14 protein-coding genes are annotated in these 16,948 nt (G+C 37.0%); 7 read left to right on the top strand and 7 right to left on the bottom strand.

Annotated features, from left to right (window positions below):
• Positions 1-88 precede the first annotated feature (88 nt).
• Both PVK70_RS06630 and PVK70_RS06625 read right to left on the bottom strand, forming a co-directional pair.
• The gene (locus PVK70_RS06630) at positions 89-1,063 is read right to left on the bottom strand and encodes a ParB/RepB/Spo0J family partition protein (RefSeq protein ID WP_130047073.1); all 975 of its coding nucleotides are present in this window, start codon (positions 1,061-1,063) and stop codon (positions 89-91) included.
• 3 nt (positions 1,064-1,066) lie between these two features.
• Positions 1,067-2,290, bottom strand: a complete 1,224-nt coding sequence (locus PVK70_RS06625; protein WP_130046015.1) for a ParA family protein — start codon at positions 2,288-2,290, stop codon at positions 1,067-1,069.
• A 1,080-nt stretch (positions 2,291-3,370) separates the two neighbouring features.
• Here PVK70_RS06625 and PVK70_RS06620 point away from each other — a divergent pair.
• The 3 genes from PVK70_RS06620 (at position 3,371) to PVK70_RS06610 (ending at position 7,447) form a co-directional block, all read left to right on the top strand.
• Entirely contained in the window at positions 3,371-5,356 is a 1,986-nt protein-coding gene (locus tag PVK70_RS06620) for a replication initiator protein RctB domain-containing protein (protein WP_130047074.1), read from the top strand.
• Positions 5,357-5,710: 354 nt separating this feature from the next.
• Complete coding sequence (locus tag PVK70_RS06615; protein ID WP_130047075.1) at positions 5,711-6,058, top strand: RidA family protein; 348 nt, start codon at positions 5,711-5,713, stop codon at positions 6,056-6,058.
• 81 nt (positions 6,059-6,139) lie between these two features.
• Entirely contained in the window at positions 6,140-7,447 is a 1,308-nt protein-coding gene (locus tag PVK70_RS06610; RefSeq protein ID WP_130047076.1) for an alpha/beta fold hydrolase, read from the top strand.
• Positions 7,448-7,510: 63 nt separating this feature from the next.
• Here the strand turns inward: PVK70_RS06610 and PVK70_RS06605 are convergent, their stop codons facing one another.
• Positions 7,511-8,284 carry a DUF4344 domain-containing metallopeptidase gene (locus PVK70_RS06605; protein WP_422836537.1) on the bottom strand — a complete coding sequence of 258 codons (774 nt, stop codon included), beginning with the start codon at positions 8,282-8,284 and terminating at the stop codon, positions 7,511-7,513.
• Positions 8,285-8,489: 205 nt separating this feature from the next.
• On the opposite strand from PVK70_RS06605, the gene PVK70_RS06600 reads away from it, so the two are divergent.
• Positions 8,490-9,317, top strand: a complete 828-nt coding sequence (locus PVK70_RS06600) for a hypothetical protein (RefSeq protein ID WP_242504735.1) — start codon at positions 8,490-8,492, stop codon at positions 9,315-9,317.
• A 46-nt stretch (positions 9,318-9,363) separates the two neighbouring features.
• A complete protein-coding gene (locus PVK70_RS06595) occupies positions 9,364-9,999 on the top strand; it encodes a DUF4832 domain-containing protein (protein ID WP_242504736.1) in 636 nt (211 codons plus the stop codon).
• 39 nt (positions 10,000-10,038) lie between these two features.
• Here the strand turns inward: PVK70_RS06595 and PVK70_RS06590 are convergent, their stop codons facing one another.
• The 4 genes from PVK70_RS06590 to PVK70_RS06575 all read right to left on the bottom strand — a co-directional run bounded on the left by PVK70_RS06590 (position 10,039) and on the right by PVK70_RS06575 (position 14,370).
• Positions 10,039-11,202 (bottom strand): alpha/beta hydrolase, encoded by a 1,164-nt coding sequence (locus PVK70_RS06590; protein ID WP_130047077.1) that lies wholly within the window; start codon positions 11,200-11,202, stop codon positions 10,039-10,041.
• A 178-nt stretch (positions 11,203-11,380) separates the two neighbouring features.
• Complete coding sequence (gene gltS, locus PVK70_RS06585) at positions 11,381-12,607, bottom strand: sodium/glutamate symporter (protein WP_130047078.1); 1,227 nt, start codon at positions 12,605-12,607, stop codon at positions 11,381-11,383.
• Positions 12,608-12,916: 309 nt separating this feature from the next.
• Entirely contained in the window at positions 12,917-13,087 is a 171-nt protein-coding gene (locus PVK70_RS06580) for a hypothetical protein (protein ID WP_165367173.1), read from the bottom strand.
• Positions 13,088-13,263: 176 nt separating this feature from the next.
• Entirely contained in the window at positions 13,264-14,370 is a 1,107-nt protein-coding gene (locus PVK70_RS06575) for a M20/M25/M40 family metallo-hydrolase (RefSeq protein WP_130047079.1), read from the bottom strand.
• Between the two features lie 229 nt (positions 14,371-14,599).
• On the opposite strand from PVK70_RS06575, the gene msrB reads away from it, so the two are divergent.
• Both msrB and PVK70_RS06565 read left to right on the top strand, forming a co-directional pair.
• Entirely contained in the window at positions 14,600-15,745 is a 1,146-nt protein-coding gene (gene msrB, locus PVK70_RS06570) for a peptide-methionine (R)-S-oxide reductase MsrB (RefSeq protein ID WP_130047080.1), read from the top strand.
• 290 nt (positions 15,746-16,035) lie between these two features.
• Positions 16,036-16,908 carry a patatin-like phospholipase family protein gene (locus PVK70_RS06565; protein ID WP_130047081.1) on the top strand — a complete coding sequence of 291 codons (873 nt, stop codon included), beginning with the start codon at positions 16,036-16,038 and terminating at the stop codon, positions 16,906-16,908.
• The last annotated feature ends 40 nt before the right edge of the window (positions 16,909-16,948 follow it).

The following is a 16,948-nucleotide window of genomic DNA, read 5'->3' as shown; positions in this document are numbered from 1 at the left end:
AACTAAAGATTCAAATATAAAAAAACGCCGGACTTAGTTAACTAAATCCGGCGTTTTTTATTAAAAAATGAATAGCAAATAAAACCTATTAAGATACTTTTTGGCTGATATAGGCAAGGATGTCTTCCATCAATGCGTCATCAACTTTTTTCAGGTTAAGTGTTAAAGCTGAGCCTTTACGTTTATATGATGCACGACCTTTTACCAATTCAGTGCTTAATGGCTTGGTCGCTTCCCTTTTTGGCAATAAATCTTCAACCCAAACCTCAATAAGTTCTGTCACTTCTTTAGTCATTCGACTAACGCCAAGCGCAGCAGAACGCGTCCAGACCGCTCCTTGTTCACCAGCACACTGCCCAAGTAAGGTTTTTTGATCTTCTTCAGAGAGCATATTATAGAGCTTATGAAGCTTAACTACGGTAGGGCGACCAATTTCGCTAACACTTGGGTACGCTTGAAGAAGCTCTAACGGTAATGTCGCCGCTTTTAATGCCCCACTCACTAATGCTTCACTACACTGACATACTTTAGCTAGCTCTTTTTGATCAGCAACATCGCCTCGAGAAAGCATTGCATGCATCTCTTTACCGCGTTCATACAGTGATAACGGTTTATGCGCATTGGCTACATCAGAAAGAAACTTAGCATGCTTAGTATTAATGCCTTCAGCTACGTAAATTAAGAAGTCCTGCTCTGCCAAAATACATGACATACGACGACGACTACCGTCAAGAACTTCAATTTTTCCACCTTCGACAATACGGCCCACTGCTGGATATTGCTGACCACGGTCACGAAGTGTGGTTAAAATATCAGATAAAGCATGCTCAGTTAGAAATGATTGCTCACGAGCATTTTCAGCAAAAACAACCGTAGAGTTACGTACGTCTTTTGCTGGAATTTTACGTAACTCAAAAGTCACCATATCTTCACCAGCAACCGCAAGTTCAATTACTTGAGCTTGCGATTTTGCTGCTTTTTGTGCTTCAACTGGTGTTGTTGCTCGGCGTTTATTTGTTTTTCCAAACAGCTTTGCGTTTAGATCAGAAGTTTTAATTGCCATGGATTAGTACTCCCCTTTATTTAACGAATTCCAGTGACTATGAAGAACACGCTCAAACTCTAATGCACTTTTCTTCACTGCATCTTGAGCAACAGCTAACGTTTTCTTACCACCTTCAAAGTCAGCCGCGGTTAAATCAAAAACAGTACTGTAAGTATCTGCACAAATTTCAAATGCACGACTTCTTGGAATCGTCGCCATCATCACTTGATCCGCCAATAAATAATTCATTTCAGTTAGTACCGAAACTTGTTTTTTATTATCATCTTCAAACATCGTTGGCATCAGGCGAACAAATTCTAGTCCATGCCAATCTTCAGGGAACATTTCATATACAGTTGGTAGATGCTGGAAAAAGTTAACTGTCGATGCCCAGTCTAAACGCTTTGCTGCACATGGAATTAACAGTGAATTCGATGCATACATTGCATTCCAAACTAATGGGTCAACATGTGGACCAGTGTCAATCATGATCACATCAAACTGATCTGCAATTGGGTCTATAACCTTTTCTTTTAATAACTTAACAATATCTAATGAACCATTTGTTGATAGATCTTGCCACGCTTCTGCATTAAACATCGCATCTTCAGGGAAAGCAGAAATAGTCTTCAAGTTCGGATATTGTGTATTTAGAAGTACATTTTTAGCCATAAACTGACCATCAATAACTTCATTTTCAGGGACATTATCCAGCATAATATCAACAGCTGAATAGATGGTATCTTGCTCTGAAACGCTAATTTGAGGGTTTAAGAAAAGACGTAGTGACCCTTGAGGATCCAAATCGATTAAACAAATACGGTAACGCTTTTCCAAATTTAGCGCCAAACAAGCAGCAAGATGTACTGCACTCATTGACTTACCAGTACCACCTTTTTGGTTTTGAACATTTACAACCCAAGGCTTATTACCTGCATTTTTTTTCTGTTCATGAAACGCAGGCATTCCAGCTGCATCCATCAACATATGCGCTTCTGTTAATGAGATAGAATAATGGTTAGCATTATTTTTAGTAAATTGGTGTCCCTCAGATTCTAATCGAGTAATTGCTTCATCCAATTTTCTTCTTGTTAACCCAGAACGAGTTTCCATCATAGCTTTCGACATTGGAGGGAAATGTTCGTTATTTCTTTCTTCAAGAACCAATTCAATACGATCAGACTGAACTTGTTGCGTCTGCTCGGCCAATGCAGCCAAATTGGCAATGGTTTTTTCTCTATTCATAATATTCGCCAGTAATGTAACTATAAAAAGAATTGTACAGCAATAAAGGTTTATATCAACAAATTGCTGAACATATATTTAATTATGTGATATTCATTAAAAAGAAAAAATAACTAACAAAGCTGTCATTTATGTTAAATTTAAAGACCAATTTATAGCGATAATTACCAAGAATAAATCAATTAGAAAAAGTGTTACAACGTCACCAATCGGTGATTTACAGTGTAAATTTTACGGAAGCGTGATATTCAATAGCTAAATTACGGCTTATGTACTTTCAATAAAAAAAAGCAAAAATAAAATAAGAAAAATGCGCTCAATAATTAACACATGGTTCAATACAAAATATACAAATTGAAGCATGATCAAGGGTAAAAATAGCAATAATAACGGTAATATAGACTGTAAATTGAAAACCTATAATAAGAAGCATGATCAAGAACTTCAAGATGACGGAAGCATGAAATGGGACACTTAACTTACAGAGAATGTATATTCAATAAGGCTTCATAGAAGATCGATACATCGAAATAAAAGTAGATCAAACAAATAAAGCAACTTGATCATTCTTCTGGATCTAAAATAAACCAACTGCAATTAAAAAAATGGATATTTACAACAGGTAATTTAATAAAAAAACCAAATAACAGCTCATTTAGATCTAATTCAAGATCAAAAAATAATTTATCTTCTTTTTTAAAGGCAAAATTAGCTTATAAGCGCTATAACTGTGGATAACTTGTGATTAGTTCATGATCATTCTTCAGTAAAATAGATGATCATTGATTCAGAAACACTATGATCATGCTTTTATCTTTTAATGATCATTGATCCATTCATATATTGATCATGCTTTCATTAAAGTCTTGATCATGCTTTCAAGTTTGTAATTTTTTACTTGTTTATAAACAATAGCTTGCGAGCAAATTATTGACCAGATCATAGATCAATATAATCATATAGATCAGTAATAATCATAAAGATCAGTTTAAAAGAATAATAATTTTTTCTTTCTTTAAAGATCCAATTCATTTAATCTATGCGAAAGAATGATTAAAATACAATGAATGTCAGTTGAAAATGAATCATATAAAAACTACAGATAACAAAAAGATCTATATCCCTCTTCCTAGAGATCACAAGGGGGGACACTTATTTGAAATACCAACAAATCTAGTTGATTGGATCGCCCAATACCAACATTTTAAAGGTGTCACAAAAAGTATCTTAGAATTAATGAATCTAATTTCATTAAAAGGTTTTTCTTCACCTGACGGTTTAGTTTCCACAACTGAAATCATTGAAGCAACAGATGGACATTTAACCAGAGCGGCTATTCAACAACGATTAAGAACAGCAGTAAGTATTGGTTTATTCGAACAATCCCCTGTTCGGTTTGAACAAGGGCTTGCTGGAAAAACCATGCTTCATAAATTTATTAATCCATCTCATTTAATTTCTACTTTAGGAATTACAAGCTTAAAATCTGAACAAAGTCATGAACAAGAAAAACAAAAACGTTCAAAAGCTCTAGCTCAAACACAAGTTAATCGCCAATTTTTAACAGAGCATGGATTAAGCATTCCACCAAGTATGCGTGATGAAGCCGATCAATTTGTCGTATCACCAACAAATTGGGCAGGTATTATAGATCAAGCTTTAGCGCCACCACGTACACGTAAAAATTATCAAAAAGCAATGGTTGCGATCTCTGGAACCAAAGCGATCATTGAAACTAGATCATCAAAAAACATAATGACAGTGGATGATCTTATGACACTGTTCGCTTTGTTTACGTTGACCGTTCAATACCACGATCATAACCAAGATGACTACCATATCCAAACTAAAACCATGGGGAATAAAACCCCAATTTATATTACGGATATTTTAACTTTACGTGGTAAAAAAGACTCCGGACCAGCCCGTGATTCTATTCGTGAAAGTATTGATCGTATTGAATTTACTGACTTTCAGTTACATGAATTAACTGGACGTTGGTTAAGTGAAAATATGCCTAAAGGATTTAAAAGTGATCGCTTTCGTTTCCTGGCAAGAACTATTACTGCGTCTGATGAAGCACCAAAAGAAGGCAAAGATGGTGAAATTAAGATCAAACCTAATTTGTATATCTTGGTATGGGAACCTTCATTTTATGATGAATTACTGACCAAAGATTACTTCTTTTTGTTTCCACCTGAGATTTTAAAGCAACATACATTGGTATTTCAGCTCTATAGCTTCTTCAGAAGCCGTCTAGCGCGTCGAATGACTGATAACCTACTCCTAAGCGAAATAAATCAAAAACTCGCTCGTAACGTCGATTGGAGACGCTTTTCTCTAGATCTTATTCGTGAGCTAAAGAAATTAGCGAAAGATAAAGTAACGGATGAATTATTTATTGTTAATTTATGGGGGTATCATTTGACGATCTCTATGCTAGATAACAATGAAAAATTGCCTGATTATCAAGTTGATATTCGTTGTGATCCAGAAGAAGTGATCCGTTATTCTCGTGCACGAACCACAAATGCGGGCAAACGTAACATGGCTCCAACAATGCCTAACCCATTACGTAATGAGATCATGCCTAAGCAAGAGCTTGATCAGCTTTCCACAATTATAGATGGTGAATTTGCCCCAATTAAACGAAATAGCCCAAATAAATCTGGTCGTTTAGGACGAAGAGTTAAGCTTCGTAAACATTCAGCAGAAATTAATGCGGATGAATTAACAATTACATTAACGAAATACACCTCAGAACAGGCTTTAGAGAGAAGTATTACTGCATTATCAGCAATGACAGGACACAGTTCTTCGTCTATCTCTGAAGAATGTAAAGAACTGCTTGAAAAGCTAGATTATTTACAAGTTGCTGGTGAAGTTCTACCTTATGAAACATTGAGTAAAACTATTGAGTTTTATAATAGCCAAGATCAAGGTAAACACTTATCTATTGAAAATTTGATCGCTGGACTTGCTGTTCGAAGAAAGATCTGTAAATTGGTTTTTCTACAGAACTATGATCAAGATGTATTGCGTGCTTTAGATGAAATGGCAGGGTAATTAAATCATTGACAACGTTATAGCTTTACTCTGACATAGTGATGACAAATGAATGTGGCTGAAGGTTATTATCTCTAACGAATAGACAACCTTTGTCCTTTACCAATCGAAAGATTGGCTCATATTGTTACACATCTTACTTTTATTGGTTTCAATAATCGTATTGGCGAGCCTAGTGCTCGCCGTTTTTTTATCTATCAATAAATCCTCATCACATTCCCCGTATCTTATGGGGCCATGATCATTCTTCCATTATGAAATAAGGCTTTAACGCGAAGAGTCCTCGTATTTTCTTTCATTTTTTATTACCCTAATACTCTAAATTCCACCTTAATATTTTAGAAGTAGGTAAGCATGATTGAACGTCAAGAAACAAAACAGCGCATGAGTCGTATCGTTAAGCATAACGGAACGGTTTATCTGTGTGGTCAAGTTTGTGCTGATGCAACCAAAGGCATAGCAGAGCAAACGCAAACCATGCTTGATAAAGTAGATCTACTACTAGATCAAGCAGGTAGCTCTCGTGAGCACATGTTATCAGCCACGATCTACATTAAAGATATGAAAGACTTTGCTGAAATGAATGCGGTTTGGGATGCATGGGTACCGGAAGGTCACGCTCCTGCACGCGCATGTGTTGAAGCAAGTATGGCTCGTGAAGCACTGCTTGTTGAAATATCAGTAGTAGCGGCTGAAAAATAATAAAAATAGATAATTAAAATAATAACTTACTTAGCAATATTATCTCTGGTTTGTTAGGTAACTTTGATATAAGGAAGTGTCATGCTCAATCATTCTGAACCTGCTTTTTATCTTGATGGTGTAAAGTATCAATCTCATCATTTTACTTTGCCACTTAATTACGATGATTACACATCTACCCCTGATCATGTTTCCGTTTATGTTCGAGAATTAGTAAAAGTAGAAAACAGCGATCTGGATCTTCCATATTTAGTTTATTTTCAAGGTGGGCCTGGTTTCCCTGCTGCTCGTCCACTCAGTAATTCTGGTTGGTTAAAGCGTGCCTTAGATCAATATCGTGTGATCTTATTGGATCAGCGTGGTACAGGATTAAGCTCTCCGATCACAACTCAAACGATCCAACACTTAGATCCGATAAAACAAGCAGAATATTTAAGCCACTTTCGAGCAGATAATATTGTTCGTGATGCTGAAGCGATTAGAAAGCATTTTAGCGTTGATAAATGGGCCATCATTGGCCAGAGTTTTGGTGGGTTCTGTTCACTTACTTACTTATCATTGTTCCCGGAAAGCTTACTGGCTTCGTATATTACTGGTGGAATTCCTTCTATCTCACGCAATATAGATGATGTTTACCATGCGACATACAAGCGAACACTAGATAAAAATAATGAATTCTTTGCTCGCTTTCCACGAGCGCAAGAGCTGTGTGATCGCATTGCGAACAGCTTACTAGATCACTCGGTTACTTTGCCTAATGGCCAGATCTTTACCGTTGAGCAATTTCAACAAATGGGGATCTGTTTTGGTATGGCGGGTGGACCTGAAGAGCTCTATTTCCAATTAGAAACAGCTTTTGTAGATGTAAATGGCCAACAAGAGTTAGGTTATGGCTTTTTGAATTATGTACTTTCACAACAAGCGCACTTAACTAATCCACTGTATGCGATTTTACATGAGGCGATTTATTGCCAGCATAACGCTTCAAAGTGGTCTGCACATCGAGTGAGAGAGAGTTACCCTCAATTTAACCACCAGAAAGGCGCTCCATTGCGCTTTACCGGTGAAATGGTCTATCCATGGTTCTTTGACCAACTTGAAACGTTAAAGCCTTTAAAAGCTGCTGCAGAGCTTTTGGCGGAAAAGTCTGATTGGCCAAATTTATACAATACTGAACAATTAGCAAAGAATACGGTTCCCGTGGCGGCAGCAACGTATGTCAATGATATGTTTGTTGAGTTTGATTTCTCTCGTGAAACATTGAAAGCAATTCCTAGTTCAAAAGCATGGATGACCAGTGAGTATGAGCACAATGGCTTGAGAGTCGATGGAGAGAAGATCTTATCAACTCTAATATCAATGGCTGAAGATATTAAAGCCATTCAATAAGTTTTTTATTGATCCAGAAGCATGATCAAGTAGGACTCGATCCCTTGATCATGCTTCTTATATTTAGTTTGTTTGCTTAAAATAATGATCCCAACTTTGACTTAATGAATCAAATTGAAACTCACAAAACTCTTTTCTATCCTTCAAATAATCGTTTTCGACTTCATCCAATAAATTACTTTGCTTTTTTGGATCACTACCATAAACAAGGCATAAGGTAGAGAAATAGCGCTGTAAATCAAAACTATGTTCATCAATGTACTCTCCGAAATCGTAGTAATCAGGTCTATCCTCTGACTCAAATGCAAACATATCTGCCGCACTTATCGCAATATCATCGCCATTATCTACATAATTTAATAATAAGATGGTTGCAAAGTTATCGGCTGCATCCTCTTCTTTCCCCAATATTGGAATATTTTGATCGGCAATATAAGCATGCCCTACCTCATGTAATAGAGTGTGCAGTAAGGTATCAATAGCTCCTAATTTAGGTGATTTATTAAAGCGTTCTTGATATTTATTTTTTGAGAAATAATCGAGTGATTCTTGATAAAACGAATAAGGGATCTGTATCGCATGAAAGTTAGGGTCATAGAGTGGCCCTTCCGTGCTTCCATATTGAATGGTGACTGTTTTATTAAATGGGAAATAGTCGTTAGAAAGCTCTATCAATGTGTCATTAATGCCACTTTCCTTTATCGTTTGCTGAATTGTGATTTCTTGCGGATTCAAAGGTTTTGAATATTGTATTGATATATTAGGATTTTCAGCAAAGCTACATAAACTGATGCCCATTAAAGCAATGAAGAGAGGGGAGCGGATAGCTGTTTTCATAGTTAGTCCATTAATCATGTCTTGAGTTAGTTGTAGCATAGTATAAGTAAATTAAGGATCCAGAAGAATACACCCTTGATCATGCTTCTGATTTGAACTCTATTTTCTTTATTAGAAGTAAGAATAAAGGAAGATCTGACAGAGGATTTACATGTTTTATCTTTTACTTTGTAAACTTTAGTTAGTTTATCTGTTTGGTTTATTTATGCATTTCTTAAAAGTATCTCCTTTCTTGTTGTCGTTATTTTTAGTGGGTTGTGGTTCTGATGACTCTTCGCCGACAGATCCCATCAATTATTGTGATACTACAATGGGTAGTACAGTAACTGAAAAAGGAGATTTAGTTACAACGAAGCCAAAAATTAGCTGCCAAGTATTGGTTAATCCTGATATTGGTTTTAGTGATTTTCACTCAATTTCTATTCATGATTATGAATACGGTGCTATTCCATCTTATCCAGAGACGAGCACAGTCTATTTTCGGTGGTATTGGTCTGAATTAGAAAAAAGTGACGGTGTTTATAATTTTGCTTTGATAGATAAGCAACTAAATGATGCTAAAGAGGCTGGAAAAAAATTGATGTTTCGAGTCATGGCCATGGGTGAGACTGATACAGGTGACAATTCAATACCTTTATGGTTTTCTGCTAAAGGAAAAAACGTAGTTGTGAATGAAGGGAAAACTGTATTTGTACCTGATTACACATCAAGTGATTTTCGTACTCAAATTCAAGATTTACTTGCCGCATTAAGCACTAAATATAATAATCCAGACGATATTACGAGTGTAGATATTGGCGTTATAGGTTCTTGGGCTGAATGGCATTTAGAGGAGGCTTATCCTAATGAGCCAGCTTTAGGAGCGCATTTAAACGATAATACTCTTTTTGAATCCCCATTAGTTTTTACTGAATATGTCACGATGCATCAATCTAGCTTTACTCGTGTTCCAACGGTGATGTTAATTGGCTCTGAAGATAAGAGAGAGACATTTTTAGCTAGTGCTGTAGCAAATTTCAGGGTGGAGGGCTGATTGTTTAGGAGATAAAGAAGGCTATTATGGTCCAGGTTGGAATCACATGGAAGATGGCTATCCTCATGCTCTTGATAACGCCAATGCTCACGATGCATGGAAACAAGCTCCCGTTCAATTTGAAACTTGTAACGATATGACATTGTGGAAGACAGATCATCATTTTACTGAAAAAGATGTTACTGAGGTATTTGATTATGCACTTAACCACCACGCGTCGTTAATTAATGCGAAATCAAAACCTATTCCTGATGAGTTTCAGCCTGCAGTTCAAGACGTTCTTAAAAAGCTAGGCTATCGTTTTGAGCTAACCTCTTTAACGCATTTTAAAGAGGTTAATTCATCAAGTACGATGACTATCACCTCTGAATGGAAAAACAGTGGTGTAGCACCTTCTTACTACCCATATCGACTTGCTTATCGCTTTGTTGATGCATCAGGGAAAGTAGAGATAACTCAAGAGACGTCAGGGAATGTTTTAGATTGGTTACCGGCAGAGACTAGAGTAGGAGATGCTCCAGTGATTACTATTGATGATCAAATAACCGTCCCTGCTTTAGCTGGTGAGTATGATTTACAAATTGCTTTAGTTAATGATCTTGGAGAGGCGAAAATCAAGCTCGCGATAGATATGCCACAGAAAGAAAATTGGTACACAATCTCTAATATTCAGGTGAATTAATAAAAGTAGGCCCGTATACAGATTGAATACGGGCTTATTTTATTTTTCAGACATAACATGATCTAACATTTCCATGCTTTGTTCAAAGTAAGGGTTATAAGTTAAACGTGCAAAAATCTTACCTTTTTCTTTAACTCCATAAGCAGAAAACCATACATCAGCGCCTTCTTCACAAGCAAATTCTTGTTCTTCTGTCTGCCCATTACTGCAAATTCTCACCGCTCCGTTTTTGCCATATTCAGGATTAATAGGTGAAAATAATAGCCCCATATGAGATCCATCGACTATTTTTAGATCTGGACGGTTCATGCTAAATGTAGTGGCATTATTTGCAGGAAATGTATTTTCCCCTTGCCACACTAAGTGATTTTTAACATTAGTGAATTGGTTTTTAAAAACAGAGGTTGCAAATGTAGTATCTATGACATGATCCCCCTCACTGGTTATCATAAATACGGGTTTGGTGTATTTTTTACCCTTAAGATCCTGCTGGACAACTTTCACCGTATCATAATAAACCGCTGCACCATGCATAGGGAGTGAGTTATAACGAATAGGGTTAGTTTCAGGATCTTGATCTGCCCACGTTACAAAATAGCTTGCGATTTTTGCAAACTTAACGGTGGATGATCCCGGCTTAAACGCCGGAGAAAACAAAAGTAATCCTGCGATATTATCGTCTTTAAGTGCTTCAGATGTAACAAGATTCGCCCCTGTCGAATAACCACCAAGCCACACTTTATCTGTTTGAGCTTTAAGTAATTGGGTATGGTGATGAACGACATTTTGCCAGTCTTCCAAACTAGGCAGCATGAGATCCGCCACTTTACTGCCATGCCCTGGAAGTAATATCGAGCGAACTAAATATCCTTGATCAGCTAGGTGCTGAGCAACATCAATAAAAGAAAAAGGGGAGTCACCCAAACCATGAACTAAAAGCACGCCTTTTCCGTTTGGCTTATTTGGCTTTATTTCAAAAGGTAAATTTACAGAAAGTTCTTTTTCTAGGTTATTACTTTTAAATATTCGATGTTCAGTTAACCATTGCTTGGTTTCATCCACGTATTGTTGAAAGCTACTTTGTGAGTAGTTAGGCAGAGAATCGGATGGAACATAATTAGCGTCTGTGGTGGATTGGCTGCATGCGCCTAATATTGTCAGAGATCCAATGACTGCAAAGCGCGAAAATAATGATGAAATCACGTAAATGGCCCGTTGAACGATAATAAGATGAGATTAGTATAATCTAGTAAGAATGAACAGAGTGTGAATACTTGCTAGGCATAATAGGTCTTGCATACATGCTTTCTAGACACATAAAAATAGCCCGATGTTAAGTCTGGCTACTTTTAACTGAAGAGCTTTCTAGAAGAGGGAAGTGTTATCCGACGATACCAATAAAATAAGGAATAATAAGCGCGTTAGCGAGATCGATAAAAAAGGCACAAACCAAAGGTACGATAATAAAAGCTTGATGTGAATTACCATACTTTTGCGCTACTGCTGACATGTTTGCCATCGCTGTTGGGGTCGATCCTAGTGATATACCTCCAAACCCTGCACAAACCACCGCTGCATCGTACGTTTTCCCCATAAGAGGGAAGACAACAAAAATGGCAATACATATTGCAATAAAGAACTGAGCAGCCAAAATAATAAAGATAGGACCAGCTAAGTCGACTAACGCCCATAATTGCATACTCATTAAAGACATCGATAAAAATGCCCCTAATGCCATATCTGCTATCAGAGCAACCGCAGGTTTACGAGCAGGCCAACGAGTACCAGTTAATCGAGGGTAAGAGGTTGGTATTAAATTAGAAATCAAAATACCGGCAAATAAGCAACTCACAAATAAAGGAAGATCCAACCCAAGCCCTGAAACCACTTCATTTAAGATAGCTCCTAAGATAATACAGATGTGAATCGCGAGCATAGCATCTAAGAAATCATAAGAAGTAATGTGAGTTTGTTTAGAATCTTGCTGAGTTCCAACATCAACCTTTTCGCCTTCATTCGCTTTTAAATTGTGTTTATTAATTAAATATTTTGCAATTGGTCCGCCCATTAAACTGGCAAGAATTAACCCAAAGGTTGCACTTGCTATGCCTATCTCCATAGCGGTATTTAAATCGAACTGCTCTCCAATTTTTGGAGCCCATGCGATAGCCGTTCCATGCCCACCAATTAAAGAGACTGATCCACTTAACAAACCAAAAACAGCGGGCTGATCAAGCAACAAAGCAAACCCTATCCCTGTGAGGTTTTGAATGAACATGTACCCAATGGTGATGGTTAATAAAATGATGAGAGGCTTACCCCCTTTAAACAGATCTTTTAGGCTGGCATTAATACCAATAGTGGTAAAGAAATAAACCAGTAAAAGATCACGAGTAGCTAAATCAAAAGAGATATCAATTTGTGTTGCGTAATGAAGAATGGCGAAAAGAACCGAAACAAGAATGCCGCCAGAAACGGGTTCTGGAATACTAAATTCTTTTAACCAGTAACTCATCTGTGTTAATCGACGGCCTAAGAAAAGAACGATGATCCCAAGTGTTATCGCTAAAAACGATTCGATGTGTAATACGCCGTCAACGAAGTTCATAAATAATCCTTTACTATGAAAATATTAGAAAGATTTATCATAACTGGGTTTGCTAACGGCTTTTCTTCTCTAAAGTAATTCCGTGAACTGTTTCTAATTTTTATCTTGAGCTTTTATACCATTCTGGATAAGTAGTTGTTCAGATAATTGCGTAGGAAAAATCGATTAGAGCAAGGCATAAATTGCAGTAACTAACGGATTTAATTGCAAAATTTATAACACAGATATAATCGATTTTAACAAGCAAGAATGATCAAATACTTATGTAGATTGGTATTAATCGCAATAATCATTCAATGGATGAATATATTAACGTTGATTAAAGAGTAAGTAGTCGTAGATATGAATGGTTTCTGACTGAGTAGGAACGTATTCATTTATTTGGATTAATTGTTGTTTGATCGTATTGACTCGAAAACCAACAACCAAAATAAGAATAAATGCGACGGTATAGATAATGCCATTAGTTGATATGTTCATGCTGCACCACCTTATTGAAAAACAATGATAATGACCGCTGAAATAACCATACTCTAATTATGGTTTTAATTCTGATAACTAGATTAAAAAAACAGCAATAAGTTGGATTTTTATACAAAAAAACAGCCACTGATAATCGAGTGGCTGTTTCATTATTTTTAGGACAATCGTTAAACTTAACGAGTCAAATACGCCGCAACAAAGCGCGTAATGTCTACCATATCTGATACTTTAATGAACTCTTCCGTAGTATGAACTTTCGCCATACCTGTAGAAAGGTTAACAGTTGTTAAGCCTTTTTCATTAAATACGTTTGCATCAGAGCCACCACCCGTAGATTTAGTGAATGGGCTAATGTTAATGCTTTCAAACGCTTCTTTAATACTCGCTACGTGTGCATTGTCGTCTGAAATTTTGTAAGCATTATAAGCACGCGTTGAGATAATCTCGATTTCAGCACCGTGTTTATCAGCCGCCGCTTTAAAGGTTGATTCCATGTGCTCAACTTGTTTAGCTAGCTTAACATCATCAAGAGAGCGAGCCTCACCTTCGATGTATAGCTCTGGCATAACGATGTTGGTTGCTTGACCACCACGAACCACACCAATGTTAGCTGTTGTTTCTTCATCAATGCGAGACAGTGTCATATTAGTAATGGCATCTGCAGCAACCGTTAGGGCATTGATGCCTTCTTCTGGTGCTAAACCTGCGTGCGCTGGACGACCTGTGATGGTTACTTTTAGGTTTTGTTGGCCAGGAGCTGAAGTGATGATAGTGCCAATAGGGCCACCTGAATCGAGTACGATAGCGTGGTTAGATTGAATATAGCTCATATCAAAGTTTTTAGAACCGTGTAAACCGCCTTCTTCATAGACAGTAAACGCTAACTCAATCGTTTTGTGTGCGTGGTTATTTTCTTTAATCACACGTACCGCTTCCATTACTGCAGCAATACCTGATTTATCATCACCGCCAAGGATAGTGTTACCTTTAGAGCGGATCACACCATCTTCAATGATTGGCTCAATACCGTTACCCGGAGTAACTGTGTCCATGTGAGAGCTAAATACAATGCTGCCCTCTAATGAGCCTTCTAATCTTGCGTAAATATTAAAGCCGTTTGATACGTGCTCTGGCACAGGTAATTTAGTAACGGTAAAGCCCAGTTCACCTAGTTGTTCTGCAAGTGCTTCTGCAATCGCTTTTTCATTTTTTGATTCGCTGTCGATCTGAATAATATCTAGGAAGTGATTTACTAAACGTTCTTGATTTACTTGAGTCATGACTTCTCTTCTTTCATTGATAGGGAATAATAAGATCACTCTAACTAAAGAAAGTGCAGAAAAAGATGCACTGAATCAATAAATCGTCCGACTTATCTAGCATAGCCATGCGTTATATCTTAATAACGAAAAGTTATAACACATAATTAATAGTTGATAACATTTTGCAACTTTCTAGATTCATATCACTCTGATAACTATATTAATAAGAAACCATAAAGAGGTTGCTATGAAATCACGATTAAAAATCACAACAGTTGCTCTATTGTTCGCTTCATTTTTTGCTGTTATAACAAGTTTCTTTTCTACCGCTGAAGACATGACTCAGCCAATGAAAGGAGAGTACGAAGTTGCCACTCTCGCAGGAGGATGCTTTTGGTGCACTGAATCTGATTTAGAAAAATTAGATGGAGTGGTGGATGTCGTTTCAGGCTATTCAGGGGGAGATCTTGAAAATCCAACCTATAAGCAAGTGTCATCAGGAAAATCAGGTCATATAGAAGTGATTCAAGTGACGTTTGATCCAAAGATTGTTAGCTATGAGCAAGTGCTTGATCAGCTATTTAGGCATATGGACCCAACGGATAACCAAGGTTCATTTGTTGATAGAGGACCACAATACCGACCAGCGATCTTCTTCCATAATGAAGATCAGCAAGTGATTGCTCAAGAGTTTATGAATGCGGTTGATGCAGCGAAAATTTATCCAAAGCCTTTAGCTACAGAGTTAATTGAGTTTAAAAAGTTTTGGCCAGCAGAAGATTACCATCAAGATTATTACAAACGTAATCCAATTCGTTATAAGTATTACCGTAATGGTTCAGGTCGTGATAAATATTTAGATTCGGTATTTGGTGAAGACAGAGAAGAAAATCCCAAAACATTACGTCAGTACATTGATGAGCAAAAAATGGCTCAAAACGTTAAGTCGTATGCCAAACCATCAGAGTCAGAAATTAAGAAGATGCTGACTGAACAACAATATTACGTAACACAAAAAGAAGGGACAGAACGTCCATTTGATAATGCGTATTGGGATAATAAAGCCGAGGGGATTTATGTTGATATCGTCAGTGGTGAGCCGTTATTTTCATCAACAGATAAATATAAATCAGGCACAGGTTGGCCAAGTTTTACCAAACCAATCAATAAAGCATACATAACTGAAGAAGATGATTTTTCATTATTCAGTAAACGTACCGAGATCCGCAGTAAATTTGCAGATTCACATTTAGGTCATGTATTTAGTGATGGACCTAAACCAACAGGCTTACGTTATTGTATGAACTCAGCAGCGATGCGTTTTGTTCCAAAAGCGGATTTAGAAAAAGAGGGTTATGGAGAATACTTGTACCTGTTTAATCAATCATCTTAAGATAGCTCCATAAAGAAAGCTCCATAGGTATCGTGCTTGTTGGGGCTTTTTTGTTTTCTATTTTTAGCCGTTTTACTTAATATAAAAATCATATCCATATGTTTATTATACCTTTTAATTAACGTTGGAAATATATTCTTGATCGAAGACTTCGTTATAAATCGAGTTCATGATGTAAATCTAATTTTTGATAGGTTTTATAAATCACAGCTATAAGTACAAGCGATTATCTCTTATTCTCTAAAGTGTTTATTCTATCCCCACAGTATTTTAGGGGTTAAATAGAGAGTATGGTCAAGAGTGCATTAGTCGTAGAAGGTGGAGCAATGCGTGGCATTTTTGCTAGCGGTGTTTTGGACACTTTTATGAAGAAAGAATTTATGCCTTATGATTTTGCCATTGGAGTCTCTGCTGGAGCATCGAATCTAATAGGGTATCTTTCTTATGCACCTCAACGTAGCTTTGATGTCATTACGAAACTTGCAACCCACAAGCGCTTTTTTAATCCCACACGATTTGCTCGCGGCGGTGATCTTGTTGATGTGAAATGGTTAATTGAGGAGTCGAACAGAAGACATCCCTTAATTTCAGAACGTTTATTTTCTTCTATTCCTATGTATGCGGCGGTAACTAATATTGACAGTGGTAACGCCGATTATTATCAAGTAAAAGAAAGCAATTTAAATAATGTTCTTGAAGCAACAACTGCTTTACCTATCGCTTATAAATCAACACCTTGCTTTTCTGGTGGTTGCTATACCGATGGTGGAGTAGCCGATTCTATTCCAGTAAAAGAGGCTTATCGTCGAGGTGCGAGAGATATTACGGTGATCTTATCTCACCCTTTAAGTTATGAGATGAAACCTGCACGTTCACCTTGGCTAATGACCAAGTTATTAGCTCGATACCCTCAAATAGCACAAGCAATGTTAGTGAGAGCCGAAAATTATAATCAATCACTGGAATTTATTCGTAATCCGCCTGAAGGAACGACGATTCGAGTGATAGCACCACCAGAAGACTTTGCAGTAAAACGACTTACGATGAAATCGACTGCACTCATTGAAGGTTACAAAATGGGGGAATCATCTGGCTTAAATCATTTATCTAGCCGTGATGGAACCTTTGGTTTAAATACTGAAAACTGTCATTTTTGCGTTTAATACTTTTAACAGTTTTTATTTACATTTTATCGCTTAACCA

The organism is Aliivibrio sp. A6 (genome assembly GCF_028765505.1).
GTDB lineage: Bacteria > Pseudomonadota > Gammaproteobacteria > Enterobacterales > Vibrionaceae > Aliivibrio > Aliivibrio finisterrensis_A.
Note: the sequence above shows the minus strand (reverse complement) of the source record. Positions and strands in the feature narration are given on the sequence as shown.

Excerpts from the sequence above, each read along its gene's own strand:
- PVK70_RS06600 (WP_242504735.1), top strand. The coding sequence starts at position 8,490 with ATGCATTTCTTAAAAGTATCTCCTTTCTTGTTGTCGTTATTTTTAGTG.
- msrB (WP_130047080.1), top strand. The coding sequence starts at position 14,600 with ATGAAATCACGATTAAAAATCACAACAGTTGCTCTATTGTTCGCTTCA.
- PVK70_RS06580 (WP_165367173.1), bottom strand. The coding sequence starts at position 13,087 with ATGAACATATCAACTAATGGCATTATCTATACCGTCGCATTTATTCTT.
- PVK70_RS06620 (WP_130047074.1), top strand. The coding sequence starts at position 3,371 with ATGAATCATATAAAAACTACAGATAACAAAAAGATCTATATCCCTCTT.
- gltS (WP_130047078.1), bottom strand. The coding sequence starts at position 12,607 with ATGAACTTCGTTGACGGCGTATTACACATCGAATCGTTTTTAGCGATA.
- PVK70_RS06630 (WP_130047073.1), bottom strand. The coding sequence starts at position 1,063 with ATGGCAATTAAAACTTCTGATCTAAACGCAAAGCTGTTTGGAAAAACA.
- PVK70_RS06565 (WP_130047081.1), top strand. The coding sequence starts at position 16,036 with ATGGTCAAGAGTGCATTAGTCGTAGAAGGTGGAGCAATGCGTGGCATT.
- PVK70_RS06605 (WP_422836537.1), bottom strand. The coding sequence starts at position 8,284 with ATGAAAACAGCTATCCGCTCCCCTCTCTTCATTGCTTTAATGGGCATC.
- PVK70_RS06595 (WP_242504736.1), top strand. The coding sequence starts at position 9,364 with ATGGAAGATGGCTATCCTCATGCTCTTGATAACGCCAATGCTCACGAT.
- PVK70_RS06610 (WP_130047076.1), top strand. The coding sequence starts at position 6,140 with ATGCTCAATCATTCTGAACCTGCTTTTTATCTTGATGGTGTAAAGTAT.
- PVK70_RS06615 (WP_130047075.1), top strand. The coding sequence starts at position 5,711 with ATGATTGAACGTCAAGAAACAAAACAGCGCATGAGTCGTATCGTTAAG.
- PVK70_RS06625 (WP_130046015.1), bottom strand. The coding sequence starts at position 2,290 with ATGAATAGAGAAAAAACCATTGCCAATTTGGCTGCATTGGCCGAGCAG.
- PVK70_RS06575 (WP_130047079.1), bottom strand. The coding sequence starts at position 14,370 with ATGACTCAAGTAAATCAAGAACGTTTAGTAAATCACTTCCTAGATATT.